General features: G+C 60.1%; 12 protein-coding genes. 10 read left to right on the forward strand and 2 right to left on the reverse strand.

Features of this window, described 5'->3' with window-relative positions:
• The first annotated feature begins 227 nt into the window (after positions 1-227).
• Positions 228-683 (forward strand): hypothetical protein, encoded by a 456-nt coding sequence (locus ACXADQ_RS03370; protein ID WP_475315472.1) that lies wholly within the window; start codon positions 228-230, stop codon positions 681-683.
• Between the two features lie 572 nt (positions 684-1255).
• Entirely contained in the window at positions 1256-1936 is a 681-nt protein-coding gene (locus ACXADQ_RS03375) for a hypothetical protein (RefSeq protein WP_475315476.1), read from the forward strand.
• Positions 1937-1950: 14 nt separating this feature from the next.
• Here ACXADQ_RS03375 and carB read toward each other — a convergent pair whose 3' ends face one another.
• Positions 1951-5280, reverse strand: coding sequence for a carbamoyl-phosphate synthase large subunit (gene carB / locus ACXADQ_RS03380; RefSeq protein ID WP_475315480.1), 3330 nt, complete (start codon positions 5278-5280; stop codon positions 1951-1953).
• A 206-nt stretch (positions 5281-5486) separates the two neighbouring features.
• Between carB and ACXADQ_RS03385 the strand changes: the two genes are divergently transcribed.
• From ACXADQ_RS03385 to ACXADQ_RS03410, 6 genes are all read left to right on the forward strand, one after another.
• The gene (locus ACXADQ_RS03385) at positions 5487-6605 is read left to right on the forward strand and encodes an aminodeoxychorismate synthase component I (RefSeq protein WP_475315482.1); all 1119 of its coding nucleotides are present in this window, start codon (positions 5487-5489) and stop codon (positions 6603-6605) included.
• A complete protein-coding gene (locus ACXADQ_RS03390) occupies positions 6563-7231 on the forward strand; it encodes an aminotransferase class IV family protein (protein WP_475315484.1) in 669 nt (222 codons plus the stop codon). The genes ACXADQ_RS03385 and ACXADQ_RS03390 overlap by 43 nt, the downstream gene beginning before the upstream one ends.
• Positions 7232-7325: 94 nt before the next feature.
• Positions 7326-9176 carry an aspartate--tRNA ligase gene (aspS, locus tag ACXADQ_RS03395; protein WP_475315486.1) on the forward strand — a complete coding sequence of 617 codons (1851 nt, stop codon included), beginning with the start codon at positions 7326-7328 and terminating at the stop codon, positions 9174-9176.
• A gap of 205 nt (positions 9177-9381) precedes the next feature.
• The gene (locus ACXADQ_RS03400; RefSeq protein ID WP_475315488.1) at positions 9382-10788 is read left to right on the forward strand and encodes a DUF1800 domain-containing protein; all 1407 of its coding nucleotides are present in this window, start codon (positions 9382-9384) and stop codon (positions 10786-10788) included.
• 14 nt (positions 10789-10802) lie between these two features.
• Entirely contained in the window at positions 10803-12035 is a 1233-nt protein-coding gene (locus ACXADQ_RS03405; protein ID WP_475315493.1) for a DUF1501 domain-containing protein, read from the forward strand.
• A gap of 68 nt (positions 12036-12103) precedes the next feature.
• Positions 12104-12823, forward strand: a complete 720-nt coding sequence (locus tag ACXADQ_RS03410; RefSeq protein ID WP_475315498.1) for a GNAT family N-acetyltransferase — start codon at positions 12104-12106, stop codon at positions 12821-12823.
• Here the strand turns inward: ACXADQ_RS03410 and ACXADQ_RS03415 are convergent.
• The gene (locus ACXADQ_RS03415) at positions 12820-13536 is read right to left on the reverse strand and encodes a response regulator (RefSeq protein WP_475315501.1); all 717 of its coding nucleotides are present in this window, start codon (positions 13534-13536) and stop codon (positions 12820-12822) included. The genes ACXADQ_RS03410 and ACXADQ_RS03415 overlap by 4 nt on opposite strands.
• 173 nt (positions 13537-13709) lie before the next feature.
• Here ACXADQ_RS03415 and mce point away from each other — a divergent pair, with 173 nt between their 5' ends.
• On the forward strand, positions 13710-14114 hold the full coding sequence (gene mce, locus ACXADQ_RS03420; RefSeq protein WP_475315504.1) for a methylmalonyl-CoA epimerase: 405 nt from the start codon (positions 13710-13712) through the stop codon (positions 14112-14114).
• Positions 14114-14389: a DUF1467 family protein gene (locus tag ACXADQ_RS03425; RefSeq protein WP_475315508.1), complete on the forward strand. Its 276-nt coding sequence runs from the start codon at positions 14114-14116 to the stop codon at positions 14387-14389. The genes mce and ACXADQ_RS03425 overlap by 1 nt, the downstream gene beginning before the upstream one ends.
• Positions 14390-14428: the final 39 nt, after the last annotated feature.

The following is a 14428-nucleotide window of genomic DNA, read 5'->3' on the forward strand; positions in this document are numbered from 1 at the left end:
CGCGGTCTCGCCATTTTGACCGGTTGCCCGGCCTGCTTCAGGTCTGCACACATTGACCCGAAACGCTTAATTGCCAATCACGAAAACCGGCAACTTGTTACATTCAAACAACTTCTTTGCCCCTGAAACCGACCAGGGTCAGCTTTAGCAATGACATAGCTTCAGAAAATGATTAATGGGAAACGATAGAAGGTTTTCCCCCTCACCGGGGGTAGAAGAGGTCAAGAATGTCAGTCGCATCAGGATATCTGAAAAAGCACACCGAAGCCTTGGTCAAAGATGTGGGTATCGAGGCCGCCTGTTCGCTGACCGGCAAGTCCAAAGCGACGCTGGGGCGCTACTACTCTGACAACCCGGAACACAAAGACCGTTTCATGCCAATCGATGCAGTGGCCGCGCTGGAAGCCGCAGCCAGCCACCCGCACGTCACCAGCGCCCTGGCGGATTTGCGAGGAATTTCGCTGTCTTACAACGAAGACCGCAAGAACTCGGACAACGGCGGCATCAATTCGGATGTCATCGCCCTCAGCCAACGTTTCGCGATGTTGATGGCCGAATATAACCAGTCCATCGAGGACGGCGTCATCACCATCAACGAGGCCAAGCGCCTCTTAAAGGAAACCCTGGCGCTGCAACATGTCCTGATCGAGATGAAGCTGCACCTGGAAGAGGAAGCCTCATAAACGCCAAATCCGAAGCTGGGACCTACCTGATAAGGTTGCACAGAATTGAGGCCTTCCGATTTCTCGGAAGGCCTCAGCAATTTTAAAAAGGTATTATGAAAACCGGCGCCCTAGACGGTGACTTGGGGTCCGCCAAGGCCTTTTTCATAGTGCCAGAGCATAACCAGATGAAATAAAACTGGCCGTCGGTGCCGATTGGGGATCCAGCTTTGACGCTTGCTCTATACCCTTAAGTATAGGTTATTTTGGGAAAGTTTGTCGTGAAAATTCTGTGACACTGCGCAAATTGGCGGAAGATAGAGGCTAGTTCTGCAGGCCACCCAACGCCAGACTCCCTAACACATTGTAATTAAATTATTTTTATGTCGCCGAAAAATTTTGCATCTGCAGCATAGATTTTTCGAGCGCCGATACTCCGACTCTACTTTCTATCATAGATAGACTGATTGAGGCCATTAGCGCCCCTATAGGGTGTGATTCGTCCTTTGCCCACAACTCAATTCAAGCGTCAATCTACTTTAAATTGTTATTCATTCTATAATTCCCTTCTCAAACTGGAATCAGGGGGAACTATGAAACACATCCTAATTGTACTAGCCATCTCCACACTTGCGGGTTGTGCTGATCAGCAAATTGAAAAGGCCGAAGAACGCGCAAACAAAACAACCAGTCGAAATTCAATGGTTTCGATTGGAAACTACGCCGACCAATTGTCAAAAGAATATCTAAGCGCCGCAGCCAGAGTATCTGGTGCTCAGGATGCGTTTGCTTTTTTGACTTTGGCCGCTGCAGGGTCTGTCGTTGTCGGTGCCGCGGGCACGACCAGCGACGCGGTGTTGGCAAAACGCGGCGTGGCAGGGGCGATGAGCTCTCAACTAGCAACGCGTACATCGCCAAAGGCAGCGATCCAGTCGATCTATCAAGCCTCAAAACAGCTGAACTGTATCGCCACGATCGCGAAAATTGGCGATGCATTTGGCGTCGCACCGGAAGCCGCCGCGATTACTCTTACCCAAGGAGCAATCGATTATGTTCGCATTTCGGCGCGCGAACGTGTGGTGAGGGATGTCGCCGATTATTCCACTGTTTTGGGTAGCCTTAATTCGGCAGTAAACCGATCAGGAGAAGAAGGAATTGGAGGCCGCAGCGCTGGTCTACGAGAATCCGCGCAATCCTTCGATGAGTTCGCCAAATTGCTAGCGAAATGTACCGCCAGCAACGACCCCAAGCCTTCGGTTTCAAACGATAGCTAGGCGAAGCTGCAGGACTATCCCTGCAGCGCTTTCACTCCGAAATCACCTTCAGCGCGGGCTTTCATGGCTTGCGCTGCGGCCTGAGCTCCGGCGGCCGTGGTGAAATACGGGATCTTGTCATACAGCGCGACCGAGCGGATTTCGCGGCTGTCCGACACCGATTGCGCGCCCTCGGTGGTGTTCAGAACCAAGGTGATCTCGCCGTCCTTCAGCATGTCCACGATGTTGGGGCGGCCTTCGTAAACCTTGTTCACGACCTCGCACTCGGCGCCATTTGCCTGCAACCAGCCAGCGGTGCCACGAGTCGCGACCAGACCAAAGCCCAGCTCGGTCAAGGTTTTCGCGGCCTCGATCATCAGGTCCGTCTTGTCATCATCCTTAATCGAGACAAACACCTTGCCCGAAGTCGGCAGATCACTGCCCGCGCCCAGCTGCGCCTTGAGGAAGGCGAGCGGGAAGGACGTGTCCCACCCCATGACCTCGCCGGTCGAGCGCATTTCCGGCCCCAGGATCGTGTCCACACCGGGGAAACGGGCAAAGGGCAGCACGGCCTCTTTAACGCTGAACCAGGGCATGTTCGGATCGGCCAAGGTCATCGGATCCGCCATCGGCAGGCTGCCGGGGGTCGCGCCCTCGGGGTAGGCACCGCGGAAGGGGAAGTTTTCCATCGGCTCGCCCGCCATCAGGCGCGCCGCGATCGAGGCGATAGCGCTGTCGGTCGCCTTGGCAACGAACGGCACAGTCCGCGAGGCACGGGGGTTCACCTCGATCAGGTAGATCTCGCCATCTTTCACCGCGAACTGCACGTTCATCAGGCCAACCACATTCAACGCCAAGGCCAAGGCTTCGGTCTGGCGCTTGATTTCGCTGATGATGTCTTCGGGCAGGCTGTAAGGGGGCAGCGAACAGGCACTGTCACCCGAGTGCACGCCGGCCTCTTCGATGTGCTGCATGATGCCGGTGACGTGGACGGTTTTGCCGTCCGACAGGGCATCGACGTCACATTCGATCGCACCCGACAGGTAGCTGTCCAGCAGGACCGGGCTGTCGCCCGACACCACCACGGCCTCGGCGATATAACGTTCCAGCTGGGCCATGTCGCGGACGATCTCCATCGCGCGGCCACCCAGAACATAGGAGGGGCGGATCACCAGCGGGAAGCCGATTTCCTCGGCGATGGCCAGGGCCTGCGCGTCGGTGCTTGCGATGCCGTTCTTGGGCTGCTTCAGCTCCAGCTTGTTGACCAGCTGCTGGAACCGCTCGCGGTCCTCGGCCAGGTCAATCGCGTCGGGGCTGGTGCCCAGGATCGGGATGCCTTCTTCGAACAGGGCGTTGGCCAGTTTCAGCGGTGTCTGACCGCCAAACTGAACAATCACACCGTGCAGCGTGCCGTTTTGCTGCTCGACCCGCAGGATTTCCATCACGTTTTCAAAGGTCAGCGGCTCGAAATACAGGCGATCCGAAGTGTCATAGTCGGTGGACACGGTTTCGGGGTTACAGTTGACCATGATGGTTTCGTAACCCGCATCCGTCAGCGCGAAACAGGCGTGACAGCAGCAGTAATCGAACTCGATCCCCTGGCCGATCCGGTTCGGACCGCCCCCCAGGATGACGACCTTTTTGCGATCCGAGGGGCGCGCCTCGCATTCCACTTCGCCCATCATCGGGGCTTCGTAGGTCGAGTACATATAGGGCGTTTGCGCCTCGAATTCGGCGGCGCAGGTGTCGATGCGTTTGAAGACGGCGTTCACACCCAGGTTCTGACGGGCGCGGCGCACGTTGGCCTCGGTCCGGCCGGTCAGAGTGGCCAGACGGGCATCGGTAAAGCCCATCATCTTCAGTTTGCGCAGACCTTCTTCGGTGACGGGCAGGCCGTCTTTGCGGACCTCGTCCTCGGCCTCGATGATCTCGCGGATGCGAGCCAGGAACCACGGGTCGAACATGGTGGTCGCGTGAATTTCATCGTTGGTCAGACCATGGCGCATCGCCTGAGCGATGGTGCGCATCCGGTCCGGGGTCTGTTTGCTGATCGCCTTGATCACGGCGGCCTTGTCGGGCGCGCCTTCGATTTCCACCTCGTCAAAGCCGGTCAGGCCCAATTCCATGGACGCCAGCGCCTTTTGCAGCAATTCGTGGATGGTGCGGCCGATGGCCATCGCCTCGCCCACGGATTTCATCGCGGTGGTCAGGTAGGGTTCCGAGCCGGGGAATTTCTCGAAGGCGAATTTCGGGATCTTGGTGACGACATAGTCGATGGTCGGCTCGAACGAGGCCGGGGTGACCTTGGTGATGTCGTTGTCCAGCTCGTCCAGGGTATAGCCCACGGCCAGTTTCGCGGCGATTTTCGCAATCGGGAAACCGGTGGCCTTGGACGCCAGCGCGGACGAGCGCGACACACGCGGGTTCATTTCGATCACGACCATACGGCCATCGGCCGGGTTCACGGCCCACTGCACGTTCGAACCGCCGGTTTCCACGCCGATTTCACGCAGAACAGCGATCGAGGCCGAGCGCATGATCTGGTATTCCTTGTCAGTCAGCGTCAACGCGGGCGCCACGGTGATCGAGTCGCCGGTATGCACGCCCATCGGATCGACGTTTTCAATCGAACACACGATGATCGCGTTGTCGGCCCGGTCGCGCACGACCTCCATTTCATATTCTTTCCAGCCCAGCAGCAATTCATCGACCAGGATCTGGTTCACGGGGCTGGCATCCATGCCGGTGCGGCAGAAGTGGATGTAGTCCTCGCGGTTATAGGCCACGCCGCCACCGGTGCCGCCCAGAGTAAAGGCCGGACGGATGATGGCGGGCAGGCCGATCTCTTCCAGCTCGTCCAGCGCCATCTGAACACCGGCTTCCAGATCGGCGTCGCCGTTGTATTTCTTGGGCGCGGTGACGATGGTGGCCTTGGGGTTTTCCAGTCCGATGCGGTCCATCGCCTCGCGGAACAGTTTGCGGTCCTCGGCCATTTCGATGGCGTCGCGCTTGGCGCCGATCATTTCCACGCCGAATTTTTCCAGCACGCCCATTTCTTCCAGTGCCAGGCTGGTGTTCAGGCCGGTCTGACCACCCATGGTCGGCAGCAGCGCGTCGGGGCGCTCTTTCTCGATGATCTTGGCGACCACTTCGGGGGTGATGGGCTCGATATAGGTCGCATCCGCCAGGCCGGGGTCGGTCATGATCGTCGCCGGGTTCGAGTTCACCAGGATCACCCGGTAGCCTTCTTCGCGCAGCGCCTTACAGGCCTGGGCACCCGAGTAGTCGAATTCGCATGCCTGCCCGATAACAATCGGCCCCGCACCAATGATCATGATCGAGGAGATGTCTGTTCTTTTGGGCATGGCGGACCTCTTGGACTCTGGCGGTTGGGCAGCACAACGCGGGGCTAAAACTCACCCCACGCAAATTGTCGTGGGTTATAGCTAACGAACGGCAAGGCGCAAGAGGGATCACAAAACATCTTTGATCCGTCGTGTCTGGACTGTACCCCGCGCGTCGATACGCTATAGCTGGCATGGGGAGGGCACATCACGTGCGGTGAGAAGCCTTGCGACTAAGATTTGATGCCGGCCCGACCGGATTACCCGAAGAATTCACCGATCCGCTGGACGAGATCCTCGCCTGGGACGCCTCGGATGTCCCCGCTGCGTTGGCGCGTTTGGACAAGGCCCGCGCTGAAGGGTATTGGCTGGCGGGCTATGCCAGCTACGAGCTGGGCTATGCGCTGGAACCTCGATTGCTGCCCCTGATGCCAAAGGGGCGCGGGTTGCCTTTGTTGCGGTTTGGGTGTTTTCGCGGGCCCAAGACCGCAGAGCCCCTGATCGCGGATGGCGCCGTGCACCAGTTGCAACCGCGTTGGGACGCCAGCCGCTATGCCCGCGCCTTTCAGGATGTGCACGACTATATCGGCGCGGGGGACATTTATCAGGCGAACCTTACTTTTCCCATTGATGCGACAGTTCAGGGCACGGCGCGGGGGCTTTATGCAGCCCTGGCCGCGCGGCAATCTGTGGGCCATGGCGTTCTGGTCGAACAATCGGACGGTCCGGCGCTGCTGTCCCGCTCGCCCGAGTTGTTTTTCCAAACGGATGCCGAGGGCCGCATCCAGACCCGTCCGATGAAAGGCACCCTGCCCCGGCTGACCGACCCGGACGCCGACGCGACGCAGCGCACCGCCCTGGCTGCTGATGAGAAAAACCAGGCCGAGAACCTTATGATCGTGGATCTGCTGCGCAACGATATCAGCCGGATTTGCGAAATCGGGTCTGTGAAGGTGCCTGACCTGTTCAAAGTCGAAACCTATGCGACCGTGCATCAGATGGTCTCGACCGTCCAAGGCAAGTTACTGCCCGGTACCGGGCTGTCTGACATTTTCAAGGCGCTGTATCCTTGCGGGTCGATCACCGGGGCGCCGAAACTGCGGGCGATGCAGATCATCCGCGAGCTGGAACCCTGGCCCCGCGAGGCCTATTGCGGCACCATCGGTTGGGCAGCGCCGGACGGGCGGTCGTGCTTTAACGTGGCGATCCGCACGGTGATGCTGGACGGAGATCGCGCGACGCTGAACGTCGGCGGCGGACTGGTCTGGGACAGCACCGCAGACGCAGAATACGAGGAGGCCCTATGGAAAGCCCGCTATGCGATGTTCCAGCCGGAACCCGCCTGATCGAAACCTTCGGCTATGTCCCCGGCCAGGGGGTCGCGCGGCAGGGTTTGCATGTGTCGCGGCTGATGGGGTCGGCGCGGGCTTTGGGCTTTGCGCATGATCGGGACGCAGCCGAGGCGCTGCTGGATAAAATCACCGGCCCAGCCTCGCTGCGCTGTCGGCTGATGCTAGCGCAGGACGGCGCCTTGGAGCTGGAAACATTTCCTATGCCCGCGCGGATGACCGAAATGCGGTTTGTCATCGCAGATCAGCGGCTGGATTCAGCCAATCCGCTGTTGCGCCACAAGACCACCCAGCGTGCCGTCTATGATTTGGCCCGCGCGGCGCTGCCCGGTGGCGTGGACGAAGCCATCCTGCTGAACGAGCGCGATGAGGTCTGCGAGGGCACGATCACCAATATCAGCATCACCACCCCCGATGGCGAACAGCTGACGCCTCCGCTGGCCTCGGGGTGTCTGGCCGGTGTCTATCGCCAAAGCCTGCTGAACACAGGCCAGGTAAAAGAGGCCGTTCTGACCCTGAAAGACCTGCGCGCGGCCCGCTCGATCCACCTGATCAATTCGCTGCGCGGATCGACACGGGGCGTTTGGGCGCCCGAATGTGCTCAATTCACCCACATTGCTTGACAATAGCGCCGCAACCTTGTGTATCGGCCCGGACGAATACGGACGAACTTTGCGCAGACCTCTGCGCCGCCGATGCCTGATGAAAGGTCACAAAATGCACGCATATCGCAGCCATACCTGCGCCGAGCTGAACAAATCCAACGTGGGCGACACCGTCCGCCTGTCGGGCTGGGTCCACCGGGTCCGGGATCACGGCGGCATCCTGTTCATCGACCTGCGCGACCATTATGGCGTGACCCAAGTCCTGTGCGACCCTGACAGCCCGGTTTTCGCCGAGGTGGAAAAGGTCCGCAGCGAATGGTGTATCCGCATTGATGGCAACGTCAAAGCGCGCGACCCCGAACTGGTGAACCCCAAACTGCCCACCGGTGAGGTCGAAGTGTTCGTGCGCGACATCGAGGTGCTGGGCGCCTCGGACGAGCTGCCGCTGATGGTGTTCGGCGATCAGGAATATCCTGAAGAAACCCGCCTGAAGTACCGCTATCTGGATCTGCGCCGCGAGGTGATGCAGAACAACATGACCCTGCGCTCGGACGTTGTGGCCTCGATGCGCCGCCGGATGTGGGAACAGGACTTCCGCGAATACCAGACCCCGATCATCACTGCGTCCTCGCCCGAAGGTGCGCGCGACTTCCTGGTGCCCTCGCGTCTGCATCCGGGCAAGTTCTACGCCCTGCCGCAAGCCCCGCAGCAGTTCAAGCAGCTGATCATGATGTCGGGCTATGACAAGTATTTCCAGATCGCGCCCTGTTTCCGCGACGAAGATCCGCGCGCCGACCGCTCGCCCACCGATTTCTACCAGCTGGACCTGGAGATGTCGTTCGTGGAACAGCAGGACGTGTTCGACACCATCCAGCCCGTGCTGACCGGCATCTTCGAAGAATTCGGCGGTGGCCGGAAGGTTGATCAGGACTGGCCGCAAATCTCGTATAAGGACGCGGCGAAATGGTACGGCACGGATAAGCCCGACCTGCGCAACCCGATCAAGATGCAGGATGTCTCCGAACATTTCCGCGGCTCGGGCTTTGCGATCTTTGCCAACCTGCTGGAAAACGAAGGCACCGAGGTGCGCGCCATCCCCGCCCCCACCGGCGGCGGTCGTAAATTCTGTGACCGGATGAACAAGTTCGCCCAAGGCGAAGGTCTGCCCGGCATGGGCTATATCTTCTGGCGCGAGAAAACCGCCGATGCGGTCGCGCAGGAACTGGGCATCACCGTGAAGGAAGCCCAGGCCAAGCTGAAATCCGGCGAGGTCGAGGGTGGCATGGAAGCCGCCGGTCCGCTGGCCAAGAACATCGGGCCTGAGCGCACCGAGGCGATCCGCCAACAGCTGGGCCTGAACATCGGCGACGCGGCCTTCTTCCTGGGTGGCAAGCCCAAGGCATTCGAAAAGGTCGCCGGCAAGGCGCGCGACGTGATCGGCAACGAACTGGGCCTGACCGACAAGGACCGCTTTGCCTTTGCCTGGATCGTGGACTTCCCGATCTATGAACAAGACGAAGAAACCGGCGCGGTCGATTTCGAGCACAACCCGTTCTCGATGCCCCAAGGTGGTCTGGACGCGCTGAACGGCAACCCGCTGGACGTTCTGGGCTATCAGTACGATCTGGCCTGCAACGGGTACGAGCTGGTCTCCGGCGCAATCCGGAACCACAAGCCCGACGTGATGCTGAAGGCGTTTGAAATCGCGGGCTATGACGAAGCCGAGGTCAAAAGCCGCTTTGGCGCGCTGTATCAGGCGTTCCAATATGGCGCCCCGCCCCACGGTGGCTGTGCAGCTGGGATCGACCGGATCGTGATGCTGCTGGCCGACACGGCCAACATCCGCGAGGTCATCATGTTCCCGATGAACCAACGCGCCGAGGACCTGATGATGCAGGCGCCCTCGGATCCCAGCTCGGATCAGCTGATGGAGCTATCGCTGCGGGTGATTCCTCAGGACTGATCGCCCCAACCCGACGCCAATTCAAACGCCCAGGCATGCGCTTGGGCGTTTTTTAATGCGCCATCGGCGGCACGCCGCCGATCAGACCACATGTCCGACGCATATTTCCGCTTGTCATTGGATAGCGGGCCGTTTCGCGCTGATGTTATCTGAGATCGCAGCAATTCACGCTATACTCTTAGCTGACACCACGCGGAGCTTGTTCATGGCTTTTGATCCTTATCTTGCGGACCTTCGGTTTGGTTTTGGGCTGGCCCCTGGCATCGCCCCGCCTGACTCGGTCGGGCAGATGCTGTCTCGGCTGACCGGGCCCGACGAAATGGCCCACGCCTATCCGATTGACACCTATGATCAGTTGCGCGAGCGCATGGTCGCGGTCGAGGCGCTGAGAAAAGCGCGCAGAACCGCGAAAACCAAGGCAGAAGAGGAGCAGTTCGACAAGCAATACCGCCGGGCGGTGCGCGACACACGGATGGCGCAGGGCAACTGGCTGATGCAGAACCTGGCCCGGCGCAGCTATACGCAGGATGGGTTTCGCGAAAGGCTTGTCAGTTTCTGGGCCGATCATTTTACGGTGCGCGGCTTTGGCGCGGTCTTGCGGCGGGGATCCCTACCCAATGCAGAAAGCCATGTGCGGCCCTATCTGAACGGTCCCTTCGCGGATCTGCTGATTGCCGGGGTGACCAATCCGGTGATGCTTAGCTATCTGGACCAGATGAATTCGATCGGACCCGAGGCCAAAATTCAGGCCAAAATCAGGGCCAAGGGACGCCTTCGGGGACTGAACGAAAACCTGGCACGTGAAATTCTGGAACTGCACACATTGGGGGTGGATGGCCCCTATACGCAGACCGATGTGCGTCAGTTGGCGGAACTGCTGACGGGCCTGACATTGTCCAAGGAATATACGGTTACGTTCAAACCCAATTGGGCCGAGCCCGGGGCCGAAACCGTTCTGGACCAGACCTATGGGGGTGATCCGGCCAAGCTGGCGGACGTCCATCAGGTTTTGGCCGATCTGGCCGTGCACCCGGCGACGGCGCGGCATCTTTGCTGGAAACTGGCAACTCATTTCGTGTCTGACGCGGCCTCGACTGGATTAATCGCCGAGATGACGGACACCTGGATGGCGAGCTCGGGAAACCTGGCGCAGGTCTATCGCACCATGCTGTCGCACCCTGACGCCTGGGGGCACACCCGCACGAATGTGAAACCGCCTCTGGACTTTATTTCGGGTGCCATGCGCGCATTGGCCGTCGCCGACACCCCGTTCAAGGGGAAGGCCAATGATGTCGAGCAACGGGTAAAACGCCATTTCATTCGCCCCCTTCGGCGGATGGGGCAACCCTATGAGCAACCGCTGGGACCAGATGGCTGGCCCGAGGAAGACGCGTACTGGATCACGCCGCAGGGGCTGGCGGCGCGGATGGAATGGGCTTTGCAGACCCCGAATGCTCTGCTGCGCTCTCAGCTGCCAGACCCGCGCGATTTCGTCGAGATCGCGTTGGGCCCCGAGGCGCCGGATTCGGTTCGATTTGCCGCGCGTGCCGCCGAGAACCGGCCAGAAGGCATCGCCCTTGTACTGATCTCTCCGGCGTTTCAGCGCCGATGACAGGAGAACACCAGATGACACAGATCCCGCTAACCCGTCGTGCCGTCCTTGGTCGTGCGCTGGCCTTGGGCTGTTCCGCAGCGGCCAGCCCGCTGGTGACACCGGTCAGCTTCGCCTCGGCACCATTTGACAACCGCCTGGTGGTGATCATCCTGCGCGGCGCCATGGACGGGCTGGACATCGTGCAACCCTATGGGGATCGCGATTTCGCCCAGGCGCGCCCAACGCTGAGGCCGCGAAACGATGCGCGCCCGCTGGATCTTGACGGGTTCTTTGCCTTGCATCCTGCCATGGCCCCGTTGATGCCCTTGTGGAAGGCCCAAGAACTGGCCTTTGTCCACGCTGTTTCGACTCCGTATCGGGACAAGCGCAGCCATTTCGATGGTCAGGATCTGCTCGAGGCCGGCACCCCCACCCTGGGCCCAGCCAGTGCGCGTGATGGCTGGCTGAATTGGATGCTGCAAACGGTGCCGGGAATCGCGCCCAAATTCGCCTTTGCTGTCGGGCATGAAAACATGCTGCTCTTGTCCGGAGAGGCGCCGGTATCGAACTGGTCGCCCGATGTGCGGCTGCGCCTTAGCCCGCAGGGGCGTCGCCTGGCCGAGTTGATCTTGCACGATGACCCGGCCTTTGCCGATGCTTTTGACGAGGCCGCCATGCTGTTGGAAACCTCCGAGGGTGGTCTGACGGCAATGCCCGAAAATGACACCATGGGATCCGGCGAGGTTGCCGGGGTGGTCGGAAAAGGCACGCAAGGCATCCGCCAGATCGCCCAGTTCACCGGCAAACAATTGCGTCAGGACGCCCGCATCGCCTCGTTCTCGATCGGCGGATGGGACACGCATCGGGGTCAGCACGCTGCCATTCATCGTGCCGCTGCCCAACTGACCGACGCGCTATTGGTGCTGCGAGAGACTCTGGGATCGACTTGGGAAAAGACCGGCGTGGTCGCGATGACAGAATTTGGGCGCACCGTGCGCCAGAACGGCACCAAGGGCACCGATCACGGAACCGGAGGCGCGATGATTCTGGCCGGTGGTGCAATCCGGGGCGGGCAGGTTTACGGCGACTGGCCGGGGCTGTCGCAGGCCGATTTGTACAAGGGCCGCGACCTGATGCCCACGCGCGATGTGCGCGCCCATGCGGCCTGGATGATGCGTGGGCTCTTTGGCCTGGAGCGCTACACCCTGGAAGGCGCGGTTTTCCCGGGAATGGAGCTTGGAGCGGATCCGGGCCTGATCCTGTAACAATTGGGCTTTTGCCTGCATTCACGCTGTATTACCGTGCTGTGGTGTATGCCGCACCGGAGGTCGCGATGTCACCAGAAAGACCAGTTGGTCCGATCATACAGGGCTGGACAGTTCCACCTGTTCCAAACCTGACGCGCCTGGAAGGGCGCTACGCTCGACTGGAGCGATTGAACGCCGAGGACCACGCCGCGTTGCTGTTTCGCGCATTTGATGGCCATGACCAAACCTGGGATTATCTGCCCTGGGGCCCGTTCGGGTCCGCCGCACAGTTTCATCGCTGGATTCGCGAAATGGCCGCCGGGACCGACCCGTATTTCTTTGCGATCTACGACAAGGAAAAACAGGCTTATGGCGGTGTCGCCAGCCTGATGCGCATCACACCGCACGCCGGATCAATCGAGCTGGGCGCAATTAATCTGTCGCCGCAAATCCAACAGACACGCGCCGCCACCGAAGCATTTTTCCTGATGATGGAATGGTCGTTTGGCGTTGGATATCGTCGGTTTGAATGGAAATGCGATGCCTTGAACTCCCCCTCGCGCCGGGCAGCCCAGCGGCTGGGTCTGAGCTACGAAGGGCTGTTTCGTCAGCATACCGTCGTCAAGGGGCGGAACCGCGATACAGCCTGGTTTGCCGCCACGGACAAAGATTGGCCCGCACTGAAAGAAGCCTTTGCGGTCTGGTTGTCGCCCTCCAATTTTGACGAGCGTGGACGGCAGAACGAAAGCCTCGCAGATCTGACCCGGTTGGCCCGCGTCGCATCAGACCCGACGCTGGCGCGCTAGACGGGTTCGGGCTCGCTGAGACGCTCCTGAACCAGCCCGGCCAGCCGCGCCACATCCGAGCGACAGGATTTGCCGCGCATACGCGAGATCGTCAGCGCCTCGCCAGCGGTCAACAGCGCACCGTCATGGGCGCTGCGCGCGATACCGGTTACAAACTGGGCGATATAGTCCAGCAGCTTGTCGTTCGTGCCATCGCACAACAGTTCGGCCGCATGAGCCAGATCATCACGAAAGGCAATCTCGTCCGGCATGATTTCCTCGTCATTGATGACGCGCGGCCCCATCGGGCGCTGGTCTTCGGGTAGACAGGACAGAATAAGCTCTTGGAATTCGGCCAGGCTGTGCGCGGGTTTGGACAGGAAACCATCGGCTCCGGCCGCCAGGCACGCATCCTGTGCCAGATCGTCCCCGCTGGTCCCCAGGATCACAGGGATGCGCGGGGTGGCAACGTTCAACGCCGCAATCAGGTCTGCTCCGTTCCCATCCGGCAGGCCCAGATCCACAATCATCACCGAGGGACGATAGACTTGCAAATGCCGCTCGGCCGAGGAAATACAATCGGCCCGCCGAATCCGAGCCCCGGATCTGACACACATCATACGGATCGCCTCGCACGCAAAGCGACTGTCCTCGACCACCAGAATGGTCAGGCCCAACAAGGGCCGCGAGGGTGTGGGAAACCGGGCTGACTGGAAAAGATCACGATCGTCCATTCGGGCATCCTCCTGCTGATGATGGCACAACTCAGGATGGGTCAACTTTGGTGAATTTGGCGTTAACATTCCGCAGGTGCCTTGTGCGTTGGTCGGATGCGTCCCCCTGACAGCTTGAACCGCAGCACCGTGCGTTACATAACAGCGCGAACCGTTTTCAAAAGGAGACCCCCATGATTGGCCGCCTGAACCATGTCGCAATTGCTGTTCCCGATCTGGAAGCCGCATCCGAGCAATACCGCACCGCGCTGGGTGCCAAGGTAAACACCCCGCAGGACGAACCCGATCACGGAGTCACCGTGGTGTTCATTGAACTGCCCAACACCAAGATCGAGCTGCTCTATCCGCTGGGGGACAATTCGCCCATCACCGGTTTCCTGGAAAAGAACCCGGCCGGGGGCATCCACCATGTGTGCTATGAGGTCGACGACATCCTGGCCGCCCGTGATCAGCTGAAGGCCACCGGCCTGCGCGTGCTGGGCAATGGCGAGCCCAAGATCGGCGCTCATGGCAAGCCCGTGCTGTTCCTGCACCCCAAAGACATGAACGGCTGCCTGGTCGAGCTGGAGCAAGTCTGATGACAATCACCTCGGCCATCGTTCTGTATGCGGTGATCTGGTTCATGACCTTTTTCATCGCGATCCCGATCCGTCTGCAGACGCAAGGGGACGTGGGCGACGTGGTTCCCGGCACCCATGCGGGCGCCCCCGAGCATCATCAGCTGAAGAAAAAAGCGATCATCACAACGATCGTCGCCGCGATCCTGTGGCTGATCATTTCAGGGATTATCCTATCTGGTTGGATTTCAGTGCGGGATTTCGACTGGTTTAATCGAATGGGGCCGGCCAGCTAGCCTTGTTTATAGTGACGTCCAAGCGCCCTCGCATCGATA

It is taken from the genome of Thalassovita sp. ABM4_323 (assembly GCF_056158665.1).